The organism is Stenotrophomonas sp. CFBP 13725, from assembly GCF_014841935.1.
Taxonomy (GTDB): Bacteria; Pseudomonadota; Gammaproteobacteria; order Xanthomonadales; family Xanthomonadaceae; genus Stenotrophomonas.
Genome location: NZ_JACYUV010000014.1, coordinates 1 through 24,070, shown reverse-complemented (window position 1 = coordinate 24,070; position 24,070 = coordinate 1). Strand labels below are relative to the sequence as shown.

Annotated in this window: 17 protein-coding genes; 6 read left to right on the top strand and 11 right to left on the bottom strand. The window is 66.7% G+C overall.

What is annotated here, in order from left to right:
• Window positions 1-31: 31 nt before the first annotated feature.
• Genes IFT65_RS16725 through IFT65_RS16715 form a run of 3 tightly spaced genes read right to left on the bottom strand, consistent with a single transcriptional unit; the run spans window position 32 to window position 4,772 of the window.
• Window positions 32-2,242 carry a hybrid sensor histidine kinase/response regulator gene (locus IFT65_RS16725; RefSeq protein WP_192082526.1) on the bottom strand — a complete coding sequence of 737 codons (2,211 nt, stop codon included), beginning with the start codon at window positions 2,240-2,242 and terminating at the stop codon, window positions 32-34.
• Between the two features lie 42 nt (window positions 2,243-2,284).
• A complete protein-coding gene (locus IFT65_RS16720; RefSeq protein ID WP_192082524.1) occupies window positions 2,285-4,129 on the bottom strand; it encodes an EAL domain-containing protein in 1,845 nt (614 codons plus the stop codon).
• A gap of 28 nt (window positions 4,130-4,157) precedes the next feature.
• The gene (locus IFT65_RS16715) at window positions 4,158-4,772 is read right to left on the bottom strand and encodes a DUF4126 domain-containing protein (protein ID WP_188325248.1); all 615 of its coding nucleotides are present in this window, start codon (window positions 4,770-4,772) and stop codon (window positions 4,158-4,160) included.
• Window positions 4,773-4,990: 218 nt separating this feature from the next.
• On the opposite strand from IFT65_RS16715, the gene IFT65_RS16710 reads away from it, so the two are divergent.
• The 5 genes from IFT65_RS16710 to ampE all read left to right on the top strand — a co-directional run bounded on the left by IFT65_RS16710 (window position 4,991) and on the right by ampE (window position 8,494).
• Window positions 4,991-5,728, top strand: coding sequence for a DUF6776 family protein (locus tag IFT65_RS16710; protein WP_192082522.1), 738 nt, complete (start codon window positions 4,991-4,993; stop codon window positions 5,726-5,728).
• A gap of 4 nt (window positions 5,729-5,732) precedes the next feature.
• A complete protein-coding gene (locus tag IFT65_RS16705) occupies window positions 5,733-6,203 on the top strand; it encodes a polymer-forming cytoskeletal protein (RefSeq protein WP_188325246.1) in 471 nt (156 codons plus the stop codon).
• Window positions 6,204-6,234: 31 nt separating this feature from the next.
• Window positions 6,235-6,624, top strand: coding sequence for an iron-sulfur cluster insertion protein ErpA (gene erpA / locus IFT65_RS16700; protein ID WP_188325245.1), 390 nt, complete (start codon window positions 6,235-6,237; stop codon window positions 6,622-6,624).
• 70 nt (window positions 6,625-6,694) lie between these two features.
• On the top strand, window positions 6,695-7,597 hold the full coding sequence (gene nudC, locus IFT65_RS16695) for an NAD(+) diphosphatase (protein ID WP_188325244.1): 903 nt from the start codon (window positions 6,695-6,697) through the stop codon (window positions 7,595-7,597).
• Between the two features lie 9 nt (window positions 7,598-7,606).
• On the top strand, window positions 7,607-8,494 hold the full coding sequence (gene ampE, locus IFT65_RS16690) for a regulatory signaling modulator protein AmpE (protein ID WP_192082520.1): 888 nt from the start codon (window positions 7,607-7,609) through the stop codon (window positions 8,492-8,494).
• Between the two features lie 194 nt (window positions 8,495-8,688).
• On the opposite strand, the gene IFT65_RS16685 is transcribed toward ampE, so the two are convergent.
• The 8 genes from IFT65_RS16685 to IFT65_RS16650 all read right to left on the bottom strand — a co-directional run bounded on the left by IFT65_RS16685 (window position 8,689) and on the right by IFT65_RS16650 (window position 22,448).
• The gene (locus tag IFT65_RS16685) at window positions 8,689-9,114 is read right to left on the bottom strand and encodes a DUF2752 domain-containing protein (protein ID WP_192082519.1); all 426 of its coding nucleotides are present in this window, start codon (window positions 9,112-9,114) and stop codon (window positions 8,689-8,691) included.
• A 50-nt stretch (window positions 9,115-9,164) separates the two neighbouring features.
• Entirely contained in the window at window positions 9,165-9,443 is a 279-nt protein-coding gene (locus tag IFT65_RS16680; protein WP_192082517.1) for a CD225/dispanin family protein, read from the bottom strand.
• A 32-nt stretch (window positions 9,444-9,475) separates the two neighbouring features.
• Window positions 9,476-9,766, bottom strand: a complete 291-nt coding sequence (locus IFT65_RS16675; protein WP_188325240.1) for a CD225/dispanin family protein — start codon at window positions 9,764-9,766, stop codon at window positions 9,476-9,478.
• 183 nt (window positions 9,767-9,949) lie between these two features.
• The gene (locus IFT65_RS16670) at window positions 9,950-11,836 is read right to left on the bottom strand and encodes an MFS transporter (RefSeq protein WP_192082516.1); all 1,887 of its coding nucleotides are present in this window, start codon (window positions 11,834-11,836) and stop codon (window positions 9,950-9,952) included.
• A gap of 588 nt (window positions 11,837-12,424) precedes the next feature.
• Window positions 12,425-14,608, bottom strand: coding sequence for a YccS family putative transporter (gene yccS, locus IFT65_RS16665; RefSeq protein ID WP_192082514.1), 2,184 nt, complete (start codon window positions 14,606-14,608; stop codon window positions 12,425-12,427).
• Window positions 14,609-14,723: 115 nt separating this feature from the next.
• Window positions 14,724-17,846 carry an efflux RND transporter permease subunit gene (locus tag IFT65_RS16660; RefSeq protein ID WP_192082513.1) on the bottom strand — a complete coding sequence of 1,041 codons (3,123 nt, stop codon included), beginning with the start codon at window positions 17,844-17,846 and terminating at the stop codon, window positions 14,724-14,726.
• 31 nt (window positions 17,847-17,877) lie between these two features.
• Window positions 17,878-21,123 (bottom strand): efflux RND transporter permease subunit, encoded by a 3,246-nt coding sequence (locus tag IFT65_RS16655; protein ID WP_192082511.1) that lies wholly within the window; start codon window positions 21,121-21,123, stop codon window positions 17,878-17,880.
• Window positions 21,124-21,197: 74 nt separating this feature from the next.
• The gene (locus IFT65_RS16650; protein WP_192082510.1) at window positions 21,198-22,448 is read right to left on the bottom strand and encodes an efflux RND transporter periplasmic adaptor subunit; all 1,251 of its coding nucleotides are present in this window, start codon (window positions 22,446-22,448) and stop codon (window positions 21,198-21,200) included.
• A gap of 184 nt (window positions 22,449-22,632) precedes the next feature.
• Between IFT65_RS16650 and IFT65_RS16645 the strand changes: the two genes are divergently transcribed.
• Window positions 22,633-23,952 (top strand): M20 family metallopeptidase, encoded by a 1,320-nt coding sequence (locus IFT65_RS16645; RefSeq protein ID WP_192082509.1) that lies wholly within the window; start codon window positions 22,633-22,635, stop codon window positions 23,950-23,952.
• Window positions 23,953-24,070 lie beyond the last annotated feature (118 nt).

Here is a 24,070-nt window from a genome sequence, read left to right as displayed (position 1 = left end):
CGTAGCGCCGAGCCACGCTCGGCGGCTTCTGTCAGCGCGCTGGACGCCAACCCGCCAGCGCGATCCGCGCCCGGGCAAACTCGGCCACTACCCGCGCCGCCGCGATGGTCGGCTTCTCGAGGCTCTCTGCGCGGGCTTCCAGTTCAATGCGACGTGCGGCGGTCGACAACGCCAGTGCGCCGACATTCGCGCTGGATGACTTCAGGCTGTGGGCAAGTCCGCGCAGGCGCTCGGTATCGCTGGCCTGGGCGGCGTCCTGCAGGTGCTGCACCAGCGCTGGCGTGTCATCCAGGAACGCGGTGATGATCGCCTGGGTGCTGTCACCAATCACCTCATGCAGCTCATCCAGTACCGAGGGGTCCAGCGCGGGCTGCGCGGTGTCCGCGTCACTGGCTGACAGCGTCTCGGCCAATGCATCGGCCATCGGGTCTGCTGCAACGGCACCGGTCTCCGGGTGGCCCCACCGTTCCAGCATGCCGCGCAACAGCCGCATTTCCACGGGCTTGGACACGTAGTCATCCATGCCGGCCTGCAGGCAGCGTTCTCGATCACCGGCCATGGCATTGGCGGTCATCGCGATGATGGGCAGCCGGGGCAGGTGATGGGCGGCTTCGTGTGCCCGCCAGCGTTGGGTTGCCGCATAGCCGTCCAACACCGGCATCTGGCAGTCCATCAGCACGACGTCCACGCCGCCGGCATGCAGTTCCTGCAGTGCCAGCTCGCCGTCCACTGCCGTGCGCACCGTGCACCCCAGGACCTCCAGCACGCGTTGGGCGACCAGCAGGTTGACGCCGTTGTCCTCAACCAGCAGCAGGCGCAGGCCAAGCGGCGTTGTCGGGGCTTTCGTCAGTGGGCGCAGCGACGCCTCGCCCAGCAGTGGCGCGGGCCGTGCCGAGGCGCGTACCGGCACCAACAGGGCATGCAGGGTGCTGTCGCTGACCAGTTCATCCAGCCAGTGCTGGCCGTTGCGTGACGCGGCGTTGCCGAGCTGCAGCCATAGCACCTGCGGCGCGTCGTCGCCGCGCTCCGCCAAGGCCCGCTGCAGGGAGGCGTCGCCGTTGCGCAGCAGGCGCCCATCCACCACCAGCCATGCCAGCGGCCGCGTCGCGGCGCGCAGCGGCTCAAGCGCTTCGGCCAGGGTAGTGACCGCCTGCACCTGCAATCCATGCTGCGCCCCCACGCGGTGTACGCGCTGCTGCAATGCGGGGTCCTGACTCAACAGCAGCAGGTGGCCCAGCTCCGGACCGTACCCGTTGCCCGTATCGCCGGCCGCTTTTGACAGGGGTATTTCAAACCAGAACGTGGCGCCCTGGCCGGGCTGCGATTGCACGCCGATCGTCCCTTGCATCAGTTCGATGATGCGTCGGCAGATTGCAAGGCCCAGCCCTGTGCCACCGTACATGCGGGTGGTGGACGCATCGGCTTGGCTGAAGGACTGGAACAGCCGCGGTTGCTGCTCCGGGGCGATACCGATGCCGGTGTCCACTACTTCGAAGCGCAGGGCATGGCGCCGCACGGTCTCGCCCAGCCGTCGCACCTTGACGCTTATCTTGCCGCGCGCGGTGAACTTGATGGCATTGCCCAGCAGGTTGCCCAGCACCTGCCGCAGGCGGACCGGATCGCCGCGCACGGACAAACGCACCGAAGGGTCGATCTCCAGCTCGATCCGCAGGCCTTTGGCCTCGGCAGCGCGTTGCATCAGCTGCACCACGCCCTCGAGCAGGTCACGCAGGTTGAAGGTGGTGTCCTCCAGTTCCAGCGCGTTGGCCTCCAGGCGGGAGTGGTCCAGGATGTCATCGACGATGCGCAGCAGCTGCTGCGAACTGAACGCCGCCGTCGCCAGCATCTGCCGTTGTTCGGCCTCCAGCTGCCCGCGCCCGATCAGGTCGAGCATCGGGATGATGCCGTTCAACGGCGTGCGGATTTCATGGCTCATCGTGGCAAGGAACTCGCCCTTCGCCAACGCGGCGGCTTCGGCAGCCTGCTTGGCCAGCAGCAGTTGTTGTTCCAGCTGTCCCTGCTGGTCATGCAGCCGCTGCAGGTGGTCACGCTGCTGCTGCAGATCGGTCAGTCGAAGGTCGCGTTCGCGTGCGCGTTCGTGGCGCGCGGCGAGCCGCTGCCCATGCAGGAAGAACAGGGCCACCGCCGCCGCTGCGGAAAGCGCGGCCAGCCAGGGCCACGGCCCGGCGAGCTCCAGCGCGGCCGCTATCGCCAGTGCCACGGTCGCCAGTGCGACCCCCATGGCCGGCCACCAGCTTGATGTGCCCCGCCCCTGGGCCATCGGTTACAGCACCGCGTTGAGGAAGTCGAAATCCAGGTCGCTGCCAGCGGACTGCACCATGTTGCCCTGGATGAAGTCGACACCGCCCACCCACATGGCGGCGGCCGCCTGCGGATCTTCGATCTGCTGGCCGATGATCTGCAGGTTGGCCCGGTGCGCCGCTTCGATGGCACTGCGCATCTCGTCGCGGGTCTGCGGATTGGCATGGCTGCTGGAGAAGCGTGCCGCCATGCGTACGAAGGCCAGCGGCAACTGGGTCAGCAGGGCATTGGCCTCCGCGCTGGGTTCGAACTGGCTGAGGCAGAAGCGCACGCCCAGCGTGGCTACCCGCGCGCAGAACTGCTGCAGTGTCACGGTGTGGATCAGGGCATCGGGCAGGCGCACGTCGATCACCAGCGCACTGCCCTCCAGGCGGCGCTGCTGCAGCGATTCCAGCAGCCAGTCGGCGAAGGCATCGCGGGCGAGCGTGCGCAGCGATTGCGACACGAACAAGTGCAGCGGCGGTGATGCGTGGCGGTAGTGGTCCAGCAGGCCCAGCGCGTGGTCCATGACCTGCTGGTCCAGATCGGCGATGCGCCCGGCGGCTTCGGCAGCCGGGATCACCTGGCCGGCCGTCAGCACGCTGCCATCGGCCTGGCGCAGCCGCAGCAGCACCTGGTACTGCGCGTTGCCGCCGCCGGCGACGGCGACGATCGGCTGGTAGGCCAACTCCAGCTGCCCGTCCAGCATGGCCAGATGCTCATCACTGCTGGCCTCGACATGCGGCACGTGACCGGCAACGCCGGCCGTGAGCAGGCGGGCCTGCAAGGTGGTGCGCTCGATGGCTTCCAGCGCGCTGCCGACATCGGCAAAGCCCGGCGACAACGGCGCAAAGCCGATCACCCCGCGCAGGTGCACCGATTCTTCATCGCGTATCACGAAGGCGCGCGCGGAAAGCTGTTCGCGCAGGGTCTTCGCGGTGGCGTCCAGTTGCTCTTCGTCGATGCCGCGCGCCAGGGCAAGGAAGCTGTTGTCGTTCAGCCGGGCCAGCAGGTACGGCTGCGCGGCTTCTGCCAAGCGCTGCCCTGCCTGCACCATCAGGCGCTCGAATGCGGCGTAGCCATAGCGTTCGCGCAGTCCCAGCGCGCTGGCGATCTCGATGAAGAACACGCCGCCGTGATCACGGTGGGACAGTGCGGCGGCCAACTGCTGCAGCAGGTGGTGGCGCGTCGGCAGGCCGGTCTCCGGATTGTTCAGCAGCGGTCCGCCACGCTCGCCCGATGCGCTGGCCGCCTGCGCGCGCGCACGGCGGATGCGGTTGGACACCGCCGCAATCAGGTGGCGTGGACGGATCGGCTTGCTCAGGTAGTCGTCTGCGCCGCTGTCGAGCACTTCGAACTGGCGCTCAGGGTCCGGGTCACCGCTCAGGAACACGATGGGCAGCATCTGCATGCCCGGCATCTGGCGGATCATCGCCGTCAGGCGCATGCCGTCCAGACCAGGCAGGTGCAGGTCCATCAGGATCAGGTCCGGTGCATGCTCGTGGATCGCGGGCTGCACGCTTTCCGCATCGCCGACGACCACCGCTTCCATGCCTGCGCCGTGCAGCACGCTCTGCGCGAACAGCGCCTGCGCGCGGTCATCTTCGACGACCAGCACACGGTAAGGCGCGTCACTGGGCAGCAGGTCGGACGGCGCGCCCGCCTGGGCATCCATGGCGGCAGGCAACGGCGGCGGGGTGGCTGCAGGAAGCGCGACCACGTTGTCGGCGAGGGCGGTCGGCTCGACCGGCGCCGACGCCCAGCGCTGCCAATGATCGGCCGGTGGGGTTTCAGCACGTGCGTTGCGTGGGGAATTGGGATCGTTCACGAAGTCGGCAGCGTCGAAGGTAGGGGGATTATGCGGCAGGGCCTGTGCGCGAGATATCGCGATGCCCCCCCGTCAACCAACGTACACCCTTCCACAATGCGCGCCAGACCAGCCACACCGCCAGGGCACCGGCCAGGCTGCAGGCCAGCACCACGATCAATGCCAGCCACGGATGGGCCAAGGCCAGTGCCAGACCGCCGACGACCAGGGTGTCTTCGGCCGCCGAAGCGACCCAGTTGCTGGCGGGCTCCGGCGAGGTGTTCAACAAGGCGCGGGTGCCGGCCTTGAGGCCATGGCTGGTCAACGCCACCGCTGCGCCCGCAAGCAGGGTGCCGTTGCCGAGGTCGCCATCCGGCGACAAGGTGGCTGCGGCGAGGAATGCGCCAGCAGGCACCCGCGCCAGCGTCTGCAGCAGGTCCCAGGCCGAATCCACGCCGGGAATCTTGTCGGCGAAGAATTCGGCGACGGCCAGGACGGCGGACGTGCCGAGCACCCAGTACGATTCGGTGGCCTGCAGCGCCGGCGGCAGGTCGACCCAGCCCAGCAGCCCGGCCAGACCAACGCCGAATACGGTCAGGTAGACCCGGATGCCGGCCAGCCAGGCCAGCAGGATCCCGATCACGAACAAGTGGGCGTCGGTCATGGCGCAGGCTCCAAAGGAAAGCTCGGTCAGAGCGGCGGCTGGCCACTCCGAAGGGGCCGCACGCCGGAAGGCTGCACTATCAGCGAAGGCGTCGCTGAATGCCACAGGCGGGCAGTCGGCACGGGCGGAGCGCGGCCTGCGTCCTGAACTACAATAGGCGCGACTGACTGCCTGACGCTGTGCCTGCCCTGCGCAGCGCGCAGCCCCGGAGACCTGCCATGAACCATCGACCGCCTTCGCGCGTCCAGATCCGCCTGCCGGGCCATGCCGCCCCGGGTCCCCGCCGCCCGTGGCTGCTCGTAGCGATCGGCCTTGCCGTGCTGCTGCTCGTCGGCCTGCTGGGTTTCTGGCTGGGCCGCCCCGGTGGTGAGGTCGGTGACACGCTGCAGGGGACGCAGAAACGTGCCGATGCCTTGCAGCAGGAGCTGGTGGAACTGCGCCAGCGTCAAGCCACGCTGGAAGCCTCCGATCGGATCAGCCGCGCCGCCAACAACGAAGTGCAGGCATCGCTGGCCGAGCGCGACGAGGAAATCGCGGGCCTGCGCGCCGATGTGGCCTTCTACGAGCGCCTGGTGGGGGCCACCAGCCAGCGCAAGGGACTCAATACGCATTCGATCGAGTTCCGCTCCGAAGCGGCCGGTACGTATCAGTACACGGTGGTGCTGACCCAGAACCTCAACCGGGGTGCTATCAGCCAGGGTCAGATGCGTTTTACCGTGGAAGGCGTCAAGAATGGACGTCTGGCCACGGTCAGCTGGGATGACCTGCACCAGCGCAGCAAAGTGCCCGGACAGGAGTATTCCTTCCGGTACTTCCAGCAGTTGAGCGGCAGCGTCATCCTGCCGTCGGACTTCACCCCGCAACGGGTGAAGGTCACACTGGGTAGTGGAACGGGGGGTTCCACGCAGGTATTCGACTGGAAACAGGCCGGTGCACCGGCCACGAACGGGGAGTAGGACAATGTTTGGAAGCAGCAAATCCAGCCGTGATGGGCAATTGGTCGTCGATGCATTGATCGGCAGCCAGGTAGTGATCCGCGGTGATGTGGAATTCAGTGGTGGCCTGTATGTGGAAGGACGTATCCACGGCAAGGTGATCGCACAGGAAGGCGCCAGCGCCGCCAATCTCACGCTTGCCGAGAACGGGGTCGTCGAAGGCGAGATCCGTGCCCAGGTCGTGGTGATCAGCGGCCGGATGGACGGTGACGTGCATGCGACCGAGCGCGTCGAGCTGACCCCGAGCGCGCGAGTGAACGGCAATGTGCACTATCAGGTCGTGGAAATGGCGGCGGGTGCCCAGCTGAACGGTCGGCTGATCCATTCCAGCGCCCCGATGGCCGCGCTGCCGCCGCCGGAAACCGGCAAGGATGAGGCCGCATCCGGCAAGGGCGACACCGCTGCCCGCCGCAAGCTGGCCGAGGCCATGGCTTGAAAGCCGACCCCCGCGGCCCCATGCTGAAGCCATGAGCACGTTGATCTCCCTACCCGGCACTGCCGCTGCAGCGCCGGGCTATCAGTCCCTCGACCGCCCGTTGAACTTCACCGAGTCCGCTGCGGCGAAAGTGCGCGAGCTCGTCCAGGACGAAGGCAACGCTGATCTGGCGCTGCGCGTCTATATCCAGGGCGGTGGCTGCTCCGGTTTCCAGTACGGGTTCGAGTTCGATGAGAACCGCGCCGAGGATGACCTCGCCGTGCAGACCAGCGGCGTCACCCTGCTGGTGGATCCGCTGAGCCTGCAATACCTGATGGGCGCCGAGGTTGATTACACCGAGAGCCTGACCGGCGCGCAGTTCGTGATCCGCAATCCCAATGCGAAGACCACCTGCGGCTGCGGTAGTAGTTTCAGCATGTAAGGGCACGGGGCGGCGCGTAAATGCGCTGCCGCGACTTGCCAGCCGCAGCCCATGCGTTCAGGCTTGGCAGATGCCTACCCATCTCTCGCCGCTGTCCGGTTTTTCCTTTGTCGATGAGCCGCTGGAGCGCGCTGATGCCCTGCGTGCCGATGCCGACGCCCTTGCGCGTCTTTGGCCCGATGCACGCATCCTGATCCTGGACCGCGACGGCACGGCGTTCACCGGCGCTGACGACCAGCCGTTGCCGCTGACCGGTGCCGATCTGGGCGGTGGTCCCGGGACAGCGATCTTCCTTGGCCTGCGTGGTGCGCAGGCGTGGTTCTCGGTGGAAGCGGCGGCGCTCGATGTGACCGCACCGGGGCGCATGGACCTGCGCCAGGCTGCGCTGTCGTGGTCGATGGGGGATGCGACCGCCTTCAGTTACGCGCGCGGCATGTCGTACTGGCATTCGCGCAATCGCTTCTGCGGTGTCTGTGGTGGCGAAGTGCGTTTCGAACGAGGGGGCTTCGTCGGCCGCTGCCAGCAATGCGCGGTGGAGCATTACCCGCGCGTGGACCCGGCAGTGATCGTCGCCGTGCAGAACCGCGGCCGCCTGCTGCTGGGTCGCCAGGCGAGCTGGGCGCCGCGGCGCTATTCGGTACTGGCCGGTTTCGTCGAGCCGGGCGAATCGCTGGAACAGACCGTGGTGCGCGAAGTCTTCGAAGAGAGCAAGGTCAGGGTATCGGCGTGCCAGTATCTCGGCACCCAGCCGTGGCCGTTCCCGGGTGCGCTGATGGTGGGCTTCAGCGCACAGGCCGAGGATGACGCGCCGGAAGTGGACGGTGAGCTGGAAGACGCACGTTGGTTCAGCAAGGAAGAGGTCGGTGCCGCGATCGCCCGCGACGTGCACGATGACGGTGACGGCATCCGCCTGTCACCCCCGATCTCGATCTCGCGTAGCCTGATCGAGCACTGGTACCGCCAGCAGCCCTAGGAGCGTCGCATGTTCACCACGCTGGTTGCCGTACTGGTCGCGTTGGCCCTGGGCCATGTGGTCCCCGCGTTTGCGTCACGGCTGCGGCGCTTTGAAGGCTTCCGCCACTGGCTGACATGGCTGGGTGCGCATGCGGGACCGGCATGGCGCGGCCCGGCCGGCGTGGCAGTGGCCGTCGTGCCGCCCGTGCTGCTGCTGGCCCTGCTGGCCTGGTGGCTGCATGACCGGCTGTATGGACTGCCCGGGCTTCTGCTGGGCATCGCGGTGCTGTGCTGGTGCTGGGGGCCGCGTGATCTGGATCGTGATGTCGAGACGATCATCGATGCCGATGAGGCCGCCGTGCGTCACGCCGCCTTGCAGAACCTGCAGTCGGCGGGCGGAAGCCTGCGCGACGATGTGCCTTCGCTGGTGGACGCCACGGTGTACAACGCCCTGCGTCGCTGGTTCGCGGTGCTGTTCTGGTTCCTGTTGCTGGGCCCGGCCGGTGCGTTGGGGTATCGCCTGTTGGCGCTGATGGCCATCAGCCCGATGCGCGCACGGGTGCCGCCGGACACCTTGGACGTGGCGCAGCGCGTCCTGGGCTGGCTTGAATGGCCGGTCGCTCAGGTGATGTCGCTGTCGATGGCGTTGGTTGGCAACTTCGACACGGCGTGGACCGCATGGCGTCAGGCGCATGGCGAGCGCTGGCGGCGCGATGTGGGGTTCCTCGGCGCCGTGGCGCGCGCCAGTGTCAGTGCCGAGCTGCGCGAAGAGGCCCACGATTACACCGATATGGGCTTGCTGCCCGTCTGGCAGCGTCTGCCCGAACTCCGCGACGCCATGAGCCTGGTCTGGCGGATGCTGCTGCTGTGGCTGGCCGTGTTGGCGCTGCTGGTGATCGCCGGTTGGATAACCTGACCATCAGGGCTGGCCAATCCCGGGTAGAGCCGACTTCAGTCGGCTGGGCGATTCTGGGCGATCCTAGGTAGAGCCGACTTCAGTCGGCTGGCTGTCCGATCAGCCGACTGAAGTCGGCCCTACCAGGGAATCCGGCTGTGGCTGTCCGATCAGCCGACTGAAGTCGGCTCTACCGGGGGACCGGTGCATCCGGCTCACCCGGGCGCAAGCGCCATGAACGGTGCCCACGGCAGGTTGCGCAGCACCGCATACCCCAGCAACACCACCAGCCACATCATCGGATTGGCGAGCATCCGTATCAGCGGATCAAGCACGCGCATGCGCACGCCGGCCCCATTGAGCAGCATCAGCAGCAGGAACGGCAGACTGATCACCAACAGCGGATTCATGGCCATCGCGCCGGCCAGGTCGCCGTGGACCAGAGAGTAGAGGCAGCGCGTGCTACCGCAGCCGGGGCAGTACAGTCCGGTCAGCGCGTAGAGCGGGCACGAGGGCAGGGGATTGCCATCGGCATAGGGGTTGACGTGGTGCAACACGACGGCAGCGCCAGCCGCCAGCGCAACGGCCGTGCCCAGCGGCAGCCAGCGTTGCAGAGACGGCGGTAGGACAGGCAACGGCATCGCTCGTGCAGGGAACGGGATCCGGCATGTGCCGGACCCCGTCGATCCGCTTAGTAGCCGCTGTTGCTCAGCGCGCCCATGCCGCCGAGGGCAACCACGAAGATCGCGTACAGCACCAGTACGACGACGCCGGCGATGGCAGCCCACATCGAGAACTTCTTCGCCTTGTCCGAGGCTTCGCGTGCACCGACGATGTCGCCGGCAGCAATCTTGCCGTTGACCTGTGCGGCAAAGACGATCGACACGATGCCCAGCGGCATGCAGCAGAAGAGGGTGGTCAGGATCGCCCAGACGAGGTGGTTCGGGATCTGCGGGTTGACTGCATTCATTGCATAAGCTCCTTGGGATGGTGGGTGGTGACTCAGTTACCGGAGAGGGCGCCCAGCGCAGCGATGCCGCCGAACAGTCCGAACCACAACAGCAACAGGACCGGCAGCGCAGCAGCCGAGGCCACTGCCCACCATCCCGCCCTGCGCGATGCGTCGTGTGCGCCCACGAGGTCGCCCGCAGCGCGGCGACCATCGACCTGGGCGGCATAGACGATCGACACCACGCCCAACGGCAGGCAGCAGAAAAGCGTCGACAGGATCGCCCAGACCAGATGGTTCGGGACGAAGACCGACGAAGTGCCCAGCGGTGGTGGGTGATTCAAGAGCGAGACTCCATTCCATGGTGGCCGGCAGGATCAACGGCGTGCCGGTGCGCCCCCCTGTGGCTGGGTAATCTACAGCAATGAACGACAGGTGTATGCGTCTTCGGCGTGTTTTCTGGAACCGATTACATCGATCCCGTCGCGGACAGACCCACCATGTGGATGGGGCATCACGTCGATGGCTCAGGCGTTGTCCCCGCGGAGCGCCCGCACCTGCGCTTCCAGCAGGTCGGCGTTGGTCGTTGCGCCATCCACGGCAGACGCGGCCGCGACGTCGATCGTCGCGCGGAACCGCCGTGGTACGCGCATGCGGCCAAGGCGGCTGTCGCGCCGGCTCCACATGCTGCTCCACATGCCGCGCAGCGCCATCGGCACCACCGGTACGGGACGGCGCTTGAGGATCTTCTCCACGCCACTTTTGAAGGCCGTCATGTTGCCATCCCGGGTCAGCGCACCCTCCGGAAAGATGCACACCAGTTCGCCTTCGGCGAGCGCCGCATCGATCTCGTCGAACGCGCGCTGCATCAGGGCAGGGTCCTCCTTCGCACCGGCAATCGGGATGGTCTTGGCGGTGCGGAAGATCCAGCTCATCACCGGGATGTTGAAGATGCGGTAGTACATCACGAAGCGCACCGGCCGCGGGATGCTGGCCGAAAGAATGAGCGCATCCAGATAGCTGACATGGTTGCAGACGATCAGCGCCGGGCCCTCGTCCGGCACGCTCGCTTCGATGCCGTGCGGACGCAGGCGATACAGCACGCGCACCATCAACCAGCTGAGGAAGCGCATCAGGAACTCGGGCACGATCGTGAAGATGTAGATCGCCACCAGCGCATTGGCGACGCCCAGTGCCAGGAACAGCTGCGGGATCGTGATGCCCGCGGCATGTGCCGCCAGCCCAACGCCCGCCGCGGCGACAATGAAACCCGAGTTCTGGATGTTCAGGGCAGCGAACACACGCGACATCTCCGACTTCGGCGTGCGGCTCTGTATCAGTGCGAACAAGGGCACCACGAAGAAGCCGGTGAACAGGCCGATGCCGAGCAGGTCGATGATGATGCGGGTACTGCCGGCCTGCTGGACGAACTGGATGACGGACAGTCCTTCCGCCGTGGCCTCACCGGCCCGCGCGAAGTACAGGTCGAGCAGGAAGGCGGTCATGCCGAAGGCCCCCAGCGGAACGAGTCCGATCTCCACCCGTCGCCCGGACAGCTTCTCGCAGAGTAGCGAACCGACACCGGTGCCGACGGAGAACAACGCGAGGGCGAAGATGTACAGCGTGGGCTCGCCACCGAGGTTGGTGACCGCATAGGTCGGCAACTGCGACGTCAGCACGGTGCCGACGAACCAGAACCACGACACGCCGAGGATGGCGTTGCGTACGGCCTTCTGCTTCTTCGCCATGCGCAGCACGGCCAACGACTCCGGAAGGGGATTCCAGTTGATCTTCAACGTGGGATCGCCCGCATCTACCTTGGGAATCATCCGCGCGCACAGGTTGCCGCAGACGGCGAGGGCGATCACTGCGGTTGCGGCGACCACCGGGCCGTGGCTGCCGGCAAGGGTGAAGATCAACCCGCCGACGATCATGCCCGTCAGGATCGACATCGACGTGCCCATTTCCACCAGCCCGTTGCCGCCGGTCAGCTCTTCCGGCTTCAACACCGACGGCAGTACCGAATACTTGACCGGACCGAACAGGGTGGATTGCAGGCCCGTACAGAACAGCGCCACCAGCAGCACCGGCATGCTCTGGGTCAGGAAGCCGGCCGCGGCCAGCGTCATGATCACGATCTCCATGGTGGTGGTGATCACGATCAGGCGGGATTTCTCCAGCTTGTCCGCGATCTGCCCGGCCAGCGCAGAGAACAGGAAGTACGGCAGGATGAAGATGGCCGGCGCCAGCGTGGTGTACAGCGAGCGTTCGTCGGCAGACACGCCGAGATAGAACAGCAGGCCGATGATGGCCTGGCGGTACACGTTGTCATTGAATGCGCCGAGCGACTGCACGATGAAGAACGGCAGGAAGCGGCGCTGACGGAGCAGGTTGAACTGGCTGTGGCCTGACATGGAAACTCCCTTCGGACCGGCGGAAGCCTAGCATCCGGCGCGTAACGGATGCTTGCCTGCGGCGGGTTGGACGAAGGCAAGTGCAACGTCAACGTCAACGTCAACGTCAACGTCAGCGGCTACAGGGCTGCGTGGCGGCGGGGCGGGGTGGGTTGACGGGGGACGGCAAGGGCCGCATCCATGCGGGCCTCGTTTCGTGCCATCCATGGCACTCAACGCCCCCGCCAACCCACCCCGCCCCACCCTCGACAGGTTCATGGCGGCTCTGGGTTTACATCAGTAGCGCCGACCCATGGTCGGCGAGCGCAGCGGGCCGTTGGCGGAAACATTCCGCCGAGCACGGCTCGGCGCTACCGATGACGGTATCCCGTCGGGTGGAGGGAGCCCCTGAGTCGGCGGGGGGGTGTGGGTGCTGGTGAGACGGGGCCCACGGTTTGCGCAGCAAAGCGTGGGAGCGGCAGCGCGAATGCGATGACGTGGACCCCGCATGGATGCGGCCCTTGCCGTCCCCCGCTCAGTCCCATCGCCCGGCCCAAACCCAGCGGCAGCACCATCAGCCAGCCGCGAGGGGCCCGACCCGTTCGCCGATCACGACCGCACCGGCACCCGCACCGCCTCGTTCGCCGCCGCCCGCAGCTTCGGCAGCAATCGCAACGCCAACGCTACCTGCGTGCGGATCAACTGCAGCTTCGGCGGCATCGCATCGTCGAACTGCTCCAGCTGCTCGGCAATGGCGCGGTCGTTTTCATTGTCTGCATCGCCGATCTGCTCGCGCTCTGCCAATGCACGCGCCAACTGCTGCAATCCCTGTTGCACCCGCTCACCGGCGGACAACGCCAGCGGATCCTGGGCAAAGCTGTCCACTTGGTCGCGATGTGCACCCAAGGCCGAAAGATGCCCGAGCAGCGTGTTGGACAGGGCAAGGAACCGGAAACTCGCATCCAGATTGCGGCGGACATGGCCGGGCTCGCGCAGCATGTTGGACAGCGCCGTGGACAGGGCCGCATCCGCGTTGTGCATGTCGCGGCGTGCGATGCGGTAGGCCAGATCATCGCGCATGCCGCTGCGGTACTGGCCCAGCACGGCCTCCAGATAGCGCGCAGCACTGTCCAGGACGCGCGCCAGCACCTTGTTGAGCTGGCGCCCCTGCCAGTCGGGCAGGATCAGGAACGCGGCGGCTGCGGCAATGGCGCAGCCCAGCACCGTATCGACCATGCGCGGCACGATCAGCAGGAAGCCGTCACCGATCAGGTTGAAGCAGGTCAAGGCCATCACCGTGATCGCACCGGAGGCCATCAGGTAGCGGTCGGTACGGGTGAAGAAGAACAACAGGGCGGACAGCAGTGCGATCAGCAGTTGGCTGTGCAGGTCCTGGAACAGCTGCAGCAGGGCCCACGTCAGCACCAGGCCGACCAACGTGCCGGCGATGCGTTGCGCCAGCCGCTGCCGGGTGGCGCCGAAGTTCGGCCGACAGACGAACACGATGGTCAGCAGCACCCACGATCCGTTCTGGAAGTTGAACAGGGAGATCGCAGCGAAGCCAACGACCAGGGCAATCGCCATGCGCAGACCATGGCGGAACAGCACCGAGCCGGGCGTCAGCTGCTGACGCAGCCGCGTGCCCATTTCGCGCAGCGTGTGCGGGTTGTTGTCGCGCAGGCGGGTGTCGACGTTATCCAGGGTGGCGTCGGAGTTTTCGGCATCCAGCAGGCGGCGGCCGATGCTCTGCAGGTTGTTCACCAGCAGGTCCAGCGAGGCCAGCAGGCGGCGCCACTGCGGGCGATCCTGACCACGCAGGAACGCCAGCGAATCCACCAGATCGCGCGCCGCCTGTTGGTTGCTGTCGCCGTACACGAAGGGCCGGCGGACGCGGATCGCTTCGCCCAGTCGCGCGCAGGCTTGCCCCTGCAGGTCCAGCAGGCGCTGGCAGCGGTACAGCACATCGCTGTGGAAAAACGCATCCACCAGCGCGCCATAGGGGTAGTGCGATGAGCTGGCGCGCTCGTGGAAATCCTGCGCGGTGTAGTACAGCCGCAGATACAGGCCGGAGTTCACCGCCGGCCGGCCGGAACGTCCGAAGCGGGCGAGGATCGCGGTCTTGGCGACGTTCAATGCGTCCACCACGCGGCGGTTCTGCTCGGCCAGCGCCAGCTGACGCCGTTGCAGGTCGGCCTCGCGTACCGGCTCAAACAGCGTGGCCTTCAACTGCAGGTAACGACCCAGTTCCACGTACAGACGGGCCACGCGCTCGCGCACCGGACGGTTGGCGAAAAGTGCCGTCCACAGGATCGACAGCAGGCCGTACCACGTGGCGCCTGCGAGCAGATGGCTGACGGCCTCCAATGACGTGCGCCAGTCCTGCGCACCGTGGTGCTCGAGCCCGATCATCGTGTAGATGGCCAGCGTCACGGTCGCTTGCGCGATCGACGCATAGCGCTCACCGAGGCCACCCAGCAGGGTCAGCCCGAAGGTGGACAGGGCCAGCGCGCTGATGAACAGCCACGGTACCGGGAACAACCAGACCACCGCTGCGGCGGCCAGGCAGAAGCACAGCAGTGACAGCACGACAGCCTTGGTGCGGCCCCACGCATTGTCATCCGTCTCCGCGATCGCACTGGCGATGATGCCCAGAAACACCCCGGGCAACGCCGTGAGCGCATCGAAATGCCAGCACACCGCCATCGCCGCGGTCAGGGCGATGAACACCCGCAGGCCATAACTGGCCTTCTCGTGCGCCCACAGGCGGCTCAGACGGGATTCTCGGGCAGGCATGCGGACCCAGCAACAGAAGCAGCCTCCATTATCGTGAAAAAAGGGGACGGAGGGGATTAAGTCGCATTCGGCCGCCTATGGTCGAATGCGACTTAATCCCCTCCGTCCCCTTTTTTCAGGCACGGGCGGCGCGTTTGAGCTGCTTCTTCTCGTGGCGGCGGGTGCGCCAGCTGCGCCAGCGTTCGGCCAGGCACGAGAAGATCACGTACAGCGCCGGGGTGCTGAGCAGGGTCAGGCTCTGCGAGAACAGCAGGCCGCCGATCATGGCGATGCCCAGGGGGCGACGCAGTTCGGAGCCTTCGCCGATGCCGATCGCCAGCGGTACCGCGGCCAGGATCGCCACCATGCTGGTCATCATGATCGGGCGGAAGCGCACGATGCTGGCTTCGCGGGCAGCTTCCAGCGCGCTTTTACCGTGCTCGCGCTGCGCGACGACGGCGAAGTCGATCATCATGATCGCGTTCTTCTTGACGATACCGATCAGCAACACCAGCGCGATCATCGAGATCACCGACAGTTCGGTGTTGGTGCCATACAACGCCAGCAATGCGCCCACCCCCGCAGCGGGCAGGGTGGACAGGATCGTCACCGGGTGGATCAGGCTCTCGTACAGCATGCCCAGCACCAGGTACACCGTCAGGATGGCGGCGATCACCAGCACCAGCATTTCCATCGGGTCCGAATCGAAGCTGAAACCGCCACCCTCGGCCAACCGGATGTCACCGGGCATGCGCATGCCCGCAACGGTGCTTTCGATGATCGCCTTGGCCTCGCCCATGCTGGTACCGGGCGCCAGGTTGTAGCTCAGCTCCATCGTGGTGTACTGGTTTTCATGGGTGATCTGCGAAGGCGCCAGCCCCGGTACCTGCTCGGCTACCGCGGTGATCGGCACCATCTGGCCATTGCCTGCGCGCACATAGACCTGGTCCAGCGCACCCGGGGTTGCCGTCTGTTCCGGCAGGGCGTTGACCACCACGCTGTACTGGTTGATGTCCGAGTAGATCGTGGAGATCTGGCGCTGGCCGAACGCGCCGTACAGCGCGCCGTCGATGTCGCCCACCGAAATGCCCAGGCGTGCCGCCTTGGCGCGGTCGATCACGATGTTCTGGCGCAGGCCCGCCTCGTCCACGTCGGTGCCGACGTCGGCCAGCTTGGGGTTCTTCTTCAGCACGGCCTGCAGCTTGGGCAGCCATTCCTGCAGTTGCGCCAGATCGTTGCCCTGCAGCGACACGCGGTACTGCGCGCCCTGGCTTGAACCACCGCCGTCGCCGCTGGGCAGATCCTGGATCGCACGCAGGCGCAGTTGCAGGTCCGGGTAGCGGTCGGCCTTGGCGCTGAGCCGTGCCAACGCCTGCGCGGTGGTCTCGCGGCGTCCGTCCTTGCGGGCCTTCAGCTCGATGTTGAACTGCGCGCTTGAGCCCTGCCGGCCACTGCCCAGGCGCACGCCGACGGTCTTCACCGCCGGATCGGCCATCAGCATGTCGGTAATTCGGTGCTGACGGTTGACCATGTCTTCGAACGACACCGTCGCGCTGGAGTTCGCGCGGCCCCAGATCAAGCCGGTGTCCTGCGCCGGGAATGCGCCCTTTTTCACCGCACCGAACAGGAACACCGTGGCGGCGATCAACAGCAGGGGGGTGAGCGACAGCAGCAGGGCGTGGCGCAGCGAGAAGTCCAGCATGCGGGTGTAGATCCGCAGCATGCGGTCGTGCCCGGCATCCAGCCAGCGGCCGAAGCGGCTCGGCGTGCCCGCATCCGCGTGCGGGTCGAGGAAGCGGCTGCACAGGGCGGGCGTCAGGGTGAGCGAGATGATCATCGACACCACGATGGCCGCCACCAAGGTGACGGTGAACTCGCGGAAGAACGCGCCCATCATGCCCTTGGCGAACAGCAGGGGAATGAACACCGCCACCAGCGAGGCGGTGATCGAGACGATGGTGAAGCCGATCTCGCGTGCACCGGTGAAGGCGGCCTGCATGCGCGGCATGCCCTCGTCCAGGTGGCGCATGATGTTCTCGATCACCACGATCGCATCATCGACCACGAAGCCGATGGCGATCACCAGCGCCAGCAGGCTCAGGTTGTTCAAGGTGAAGCCGAGCGCGTACATCACCAGCGCCGCACCGGCCAGTGACAACGGCACGGTGACAGCGGCGATCAGGGTCGGGGCCAGCCGGCGCAGGAACAACGCCATCGTCAACACCACCATCGCCAGCGCGATCAGCAGGGTGATCTGCACTTCATGCAGCGACCCGCGGATGGTCGGCGTGCGGTCGAAGTACGGGGTGAGCGTGGTGCCCGGCTGCAGGTAATCGCGCAGCGTGGGGATCTGCTCCTTTACCCGGTCCACGGTCTCCACGATGTTCGCCCCTGCACGGGTGAACACATACATCACCACGGCGGGTTTGTGGTTGAACCACGCAGCCTGGTACGCATCCTGCTGGCCGTCGTACACAGTGGCGACATCCTGCAGGCGGATCACCCGGCCGTCTTCGCCGGTCTTGATGATCAGATTGGCGAAGTCGGCCGCGCGTGCCACCGAATCGTTGGCGATGATCGCGGTGGTGGTGTTGCCGTCGCTCAGGAAGCCGGTGGGCGAGGTGACATTGGCAGCGCGCACGGCGTTGCGCAGGTCATCGGCCGTCAGGCCGAGGGCGTTCATCTGGCGAAGGTTGACGTCTACGCGCACCGCAGGCGTGGAGGCACCGGCGATATCCACCGACGACACGCCGGTGATCTGCCGGATGCGTTGCGCCAGCAGCGAGTCGGCCACGTTGTAGAGATCGTCGGCGGACTGGGTTTCAGAGGTCAACGCAATGGCGATGACCGGATCGTCGTTCGGGTTGGCCTTGGAGAACATCGGCGAACCCAGTCCGGACGGCAGGTCGGCCTGCGCCGAATTGATGGCGGTCTGCACGTCCAGCGCGGCCGAATCGATGTCGACGTCGCTCTGGAAGATCATGAACACCAGTGAGCTGCCTTCCGAGCTCGACGAGCGCATGCGGTCGATGCCCGGTAGCTGGCCCAGGTGGCGTTCCAGAGGCGCGGTGACCGTGGACGCCATGGTCGATGCATCGGCGCCGGCCTGGTTGGCGTGCACGAAAATTACCGGGATCTGGATGTTCGGCAGCGCCGACACACCCAGCTTCAGGTAGCAGATCAGGCCGATGATGAACAAGCCGATCGCCAGCAGGGCCGTGCCGATCGGGCGCCGGATGAAGGGGCCGGAGATGTTCAACGTGCGGCTCCCGCCGTGCGCGTCGTTGCACTCACGCCTGCGGCTCCTGCGCCGGGGGATGGCGATCGCCACGACGCAGCGCGCGCTGCTCACGACGCCGTGCGGTCCAGTCGGAGAACCGTTCCATGTAGAGGTAGATCACCGGCGTGGTGTACAGGGTCACCAGCTGCGACAGCAGCAGGCCGCCGACGATGGCGATACCCAGCGGACGACGCAGCTCCGAACCGATGCCGGTACCCAGCGCAAGGGGCAAGGCGCCGAGCATGGCGGCAGCGGTGGTCATCATGATCGGGCGGAAGCGCAGCAGGCACGCCCGACGGATTGCCTCATGCGCGTTGGCGCCGGTTCGACGCGCCTCGATGGCGAAGTCGACCATCATGATGCCGTTCTTCTTGACGATGCCGATCAGCAGCACGATGCCGACGATGCCGTCCACCGACAGGCTGAGGCCGCTCAGCATCAGGGCAAGCAGCGCGCCCACGCCCGCCGGGGGCAGGGTGGAGATGATGGTGATGGGGTGGATGTAGCTTTCATACAGCACGCCCAGCACGATGTAGATCACGACCAGCGACGCCAGCAGCAACCACACCACGTCGGTCTGGCTGCCGGTGAACTCCGCGGCCTTGCCGATGAACTGTGCATGCACCTGCGAGGGCAACTTCAGTTCGGCCTGGGTTTCTTCGATGGCCTTCACTGCGGCGGACAGCGAGTACCCGCTGGCCACGTTGAACGAGATGGTGACCGCCGGCAGCTGCTGCTGGTGGCTGACCAGCAACGGGGCACTGGTGACCTTGCTGTCGGCCAGCGCGGACAGCGGAATGATGCCGCCGCCGCCCACGGTGATGCCGGTGTTCTGGTTGCCGATGCCGGTGGCCGTGGACGAATTGGACGAGGTGACCTGGCCGAAACTGGTGGCGTTGGTGCCGGTCAGTGCACCGGTGCCATTGGACGCGACGGCCAGCTGTTCCATCAGGGCGGTGCTGGTACGGAACTCCGGCGCGACTTCCAGCACCACGCGGTACTGGTTGAGCTCGGTGAAGATGGTGGAGATCTGGCGCTGGCCGAACGCATCGTAGAGCGTGTCGTCGATGGTCTGCATCGGCACGCCGAGCACGCTGGCCTTGTCGCGGTCGATGGTCAGCTCCAGCGCGCGGCCCTGGTTGGACAGGTTGTTGTCCACGTCGGCCAGCTCGGGCCGTTTGCGCAGCGCTTCGGTCATGCGCAGCGCATGGGTCGCCACTTCGTCGGCCTGTACGTCCGACAGCACGAACTGGTAATCGGTGGCCGCGACGCGGGTATCCAGGGTCACGTCCTGCACCGGCTTCAGGTACAGCGCGATGCCGGGAATGTTCTTCACCGCGTCCTGCAGGCGCGGCAGGATCACCGCCATGCCATCGCGCTCACCCCGTTCCTTCAGCACGATCGACAGCTGGCCCTGGTTGAGCGTGGGGTTCATCGAGCCGGCGCCGATGAAGGCCGATACACCGGTCACGTCCGGATCCTGGCGCAGCGCCTCGGCCACGGCCTTGGTGCGCTGTTCCATCTGCGGGAAGGCGACGTTCTGGTCGGCCTGCACCACGGCGGTGATCATGCCGGTGTCCTGGTCCGGCAGCAGGCCCTTCGGGATCAGGATGTACAGCACCACCGTCAACACCAGTGCCGCGCCGGCCACTGCCAGGGTGATCGGCTGGTGGGCCAGCACCCAGTCCAGGCTGCGCTCGTACAGGCCCACGGTGCGGGACCATACGTTCTGCTTGCCGGCCGCGGCCGCGCGTTCGTGCGCGTCTTCGCCTTCCGGCAGTTCGTCCGGCTTGAGCAGGTAGGCGCACATCATCGGGGTCAGGGTCAGCGAGATCAGCATCGACAGCGTGACCGCGATGCTCAGCACCCAGGCGAACTCATGGAACAACCGGCCGGTGACGCCGGGCATCAGCAGCAGCGGCAGGAACACCGCGACCAGCGACACGGTCAGCGACAGCACGGTGAAGCCGATCTGGCGCGCGCCGATCTCCGCGGCTTCCTTGCCACTCTTGCCCTGCTCGATGTAGCGGACGATGTTCTCGATCATCACGATCGCATCGTCCACGACGAAGCCAGTGGCCACCACGAGGGCCATCAGTGAGAGGTTGTCCAGCGACATGCCGGCGAACGCCATCACCGCGAAGGTGCCGGCAAGCGACAGCGGCACCGCGACTGAGGGAATGATCGTGGCCCACAGGCGGCGCAGGAACAGGAAGATCACCGCGACTACCAGGCCGATGGTCAGGATCAGGGTGAACTGCACCTCATGCACCGACGCACGGATGGTTTCAGTGCGGTCGGAGAAGATCTCCAGGTGTACGTCGGCGGGCAGCACGCCCTGCAGCTGCGGCAGCAGCGCACGCACGCGTTCGACGGTCTGCACGATGTTCGCGCCGGGTTGGCGCCTCACCTCCAGCAGCACCGCTGGCTTGCCGTCGGCCCAGGCCGCCAGCTGGTCGTTCTCTACGCCATCGACCACGTTGGCGACGTCGGACAGGCGCACCGGCGCGCCATTGCGGTAGCTGATGATGGTGTCGCGGTACTCGGCGGCACTGGTCAGCTGGTCGTTGGTGCCGATGCTGTAGGACTGGGTCTTGCCATTGAGCGACCCCTTCGGTGCGCTGACGTTGGCCTGGGTCAGCGCACTGCGCAGGTTCTCCAGGGTCAGTCCCATGTTGGACAGCTGTGCCGGGTTGACCTGGATGCGGACGGCCGGGCGCACGTTGCCGGCGATCGACACCAGGCCGACGCCCTGCACCTGCGACAGGCGCTGGGCGAGGATCGAGTCAGCGTAGTTGTTGACCTCACGCAGCGGGCGCGTATCGGAGGTCAGCTTCAGCGTGACGATGGCCGCATCGGCCGGATTCACCCGGTTGTAGACCGGCTGGTAGGGCAGTGAGGAGGGCAGGGTGGCCTGGCGGATGGCGGCCTGCACGTCCTGCGCGGCGATGTCGATGTCCCGTTCCATCGAGAACTGCAGGATGATCGTGGACAGCCCCGCCGACGAATCGGACGTCATCAGTTCCAGCCCGGAGATCTGCCCGAACTGGCGCTCCAGCGGCGTGGTGACCAGCGACGCCATGGTCGTGGCGTTGGCGCCCGGGTACTGGGTGGTCACCACCAGGCTGGGTGCATCGATCTCCGGCAGTGCCGACACGGGCAGCTGGCGGTAACCGAGGATGCCGAGCAGCAGCAGCCCCGCCATCAGCAATGAGGTGGCGATCGGGCGACGGATGAAAAGGGTCGAAAAGCCCACGGGCAGATCCTTGCTGGGACATCATGACGATGCCGGCAGAGGTGCCGGCACCGATGAATCAGGCGGGGCCGCGATCAGCGCGGGCCGCCACCGGGACGGCGACCGCCGTTCTGCTGCTGTGCGGCCTTGAGTTCGGCTTCGGTCGGTGCTGCCGGGGTTTCGCCCGGCTTGAGTGCGTTGACCTTGGCACCGGGCTTGAGCCGGAACTGGCCTTCGCTGACCACCCGCTCGCCGCCCTTCAGGCCTTCGGTGACCTGCACATGGCTGTCGCCCACTTCCACGCCGCTGCGCACGGTCTGCATCTTCACCGTGTTGTCCGGCTGCACCACATAGACGTACTCGCCATCAGGCCCGCGCATCACCGCCTGGGTGGGAATGACGATGCCGCCACCAATGGTGCGCAGCTGCAGGCGGACGTTGACGAACTGACCCGGCCACAGGATGTTGTCCTGGTTGGCGAACAGGGCACGCGCGCGGAACGTGCCGCTGTCGCTGCTGATCAGGTTGTCGACCACATCCAGGGTGCCGTCGCCGCTGATCACATGGGCATCGGTGCGATCAAGCGCGGCGATCTGCACGGCACCCGCCTGCTGCGCGGTACGCACGTCACCGAGCTGGCGCTCGGGCAGGTTGAACACCACGTGGATCGGATGGACCTGGGTCAGGGTGACCAGCGCCGTGCCGGCACTGACCACGTTGCCGGCGTCGACGGCGCGGATGCCGGCCACGCCGGTGATCGGGGCGGTGACCTTGGTGTACTGCAGCTGGACCTGGGCGGCGCGCATGCTGGCCTCATTGGCCGCCACGGTGCTTTCGAACTGGGCCACCTGGTTGCGCTGCGTATCCAGGTCGGTCTTCGCTACGTACTGCTGGTATTCCGGCGCACTGGAGCGCTGGAAATTGGAGCGTGCGGTCGCCAGCTGGGCCTGGTTCTGGCGTTTGGCGGCCGCGGCTTCGTCATAGCTGGCCTGCGCGGTGCGCGGATCGATCACCGCCAGCACGTCGCCCTTCTTCACTTCCTCGCCTTCGCGGAAATTGAGGCTCATCAGTTGGCCGCCGATCTGCGGGCTGACGGTGACGGTGTTCATCGCGCTCACCGTACCGAGGGCACTGGCGTACACCGGCACGTCCTGGCGCTGGGCTTCCACCACGGTCACCGGCACCGGGCCGGTATCGGCCGGGGGGCCGCCCCGCTCGCCGCGCTCACCCGCCGCAGCGGCCTCGCCGGCAGGCGCCTCCTTGCCGCCGCCCATGAAGCGCAGGCCGACGAACACGACCACCAACACTGCCGCCACCAGCAGCACGATCTTCCACAAACGCGACATTCCAATCACTCCTGGGGGCTGGGCCGGGCGAACGCCCAGCTGGCAAGGTGCCAAGCATACCTGTGGGCCGTGTCAGTGCCTGCATGCCAAAAGGGCCGGATGCTCCGACCCTGCCAGGAGCCAAAGGTTCCCGAAAGCGACAGCTTGGCCTACATTCAACCGCAACCCTACCGTGGAGATCCCGATGCCCCGTCGCGCGCTGCTGTCATCCGCCCTGTTGCTGGCCCTGCCGGTGCTCGCCCATGCGCAGTCCGCCGAGCGCCCCGAAGTCGCTGCTGCTGCGCAGAAACTGCAGGCCCAGGTGGTGGAGTGGCGCCGTGATTTCCACGCGCATCCGGAGCTGTCCAACCGCGAAGAGCGGACCTCCGCAGAGGTCGCCAAGCGGCTGCGCGCGATGGGCCTGAAGCCGAAGACCGGCATTGCCCACCACGGCGTGGTGGCGATCATCGAAGGCGGCAAGCCGGGCCCGAAAATCGCCCTGCGTGCCGACATGGATGCGCTGCCGGTCACCGAGCAGACCGGGCTGCCGTTCGCGTCCAAGGCGACCAGCACGTACCGCGGGCAGACCGTCGGGGTGATGCACGCCTGTGGCCACGACGCGCATACCGCGACCCTGCTGGGCGTGGCGGAGGCCCTGGTGGCGATGCGCAAGGACCTGCCGGGGCAGGTGATGCTGATCTTCCAGCCCTCGGAAGAGGGCGCTCCGCCGCCGGAAGAGGGCGGTGCGGCCCTGATGCTGAAAGAAGGTGTGTTCGCTGATTTCAAGCCCGAAGCAATCTTCGGCCTGCACGTGTTCTCCAGCGTGCAGGCAGGCAAGATCGCCGTACGCGGTGGCCCGCTGATGGCGGCCTCCGATCGCTTCGGCATCAAGGTGATCGGCCGCCAGACCCACGGCTCGGCGCCGTGGAACGGGGTGGACCCGATCGTGGCCACGGCTGACCTGATCGGCACCGCGCAGACCATCGTCAGCCGCCGTACGAACCTGGCGCAGCAGCCGGCGGTGGTCACCTTCGGTGCGATCAACGGCGGCATCCGTTACAACATCATCCCGGACGAAGTGGAGATGGTGGGTACCATCCGCACCTTCGACGAGGGCATGCGCCAGCAGATATTCGCCGACCTGCGCAACGTCGCCGAGCACACCACGGCCGCGCATGGCGCCACGGCGGTGACCGAAATCTACGAAGCGGAAGGCAACCCGGCGACGGTGAACGACCCGGCGCTGACCGCCCGCATGCTGCCAAGCCTGCAGGCGGTGGTGGGCGCGGACAACGTGTACGAGCCGCCGCTGCAGATGGGCGCGGAGGACTTCTCGCTGTTCGCCAAGGAAGTGCCGGCGATGTTCTTCTTCGTCGGTTCCACCAGCGAAGGAATCGACCCGGCCAAGGCACCGGCCAACCATTCGCCCAAGTTCCTGCTGGATGAAAAGGCCTTGGACGTAGGGTTGCGCGCGTTGCTGCAGGTGAGCCTGGATTACCTGAACGGTGCGCCAGCCGAGGCCTGAGAGGGTCTGCTGCGGTCCTGCGTCTTGAAGCCACAGCCACAGCAGGAGCTGCGGGCCGCCTGTGGGCGGGGCGGGGTGGATTGGCGGGGGACGGCAAAAACTGCGTCCATGCGGGCCT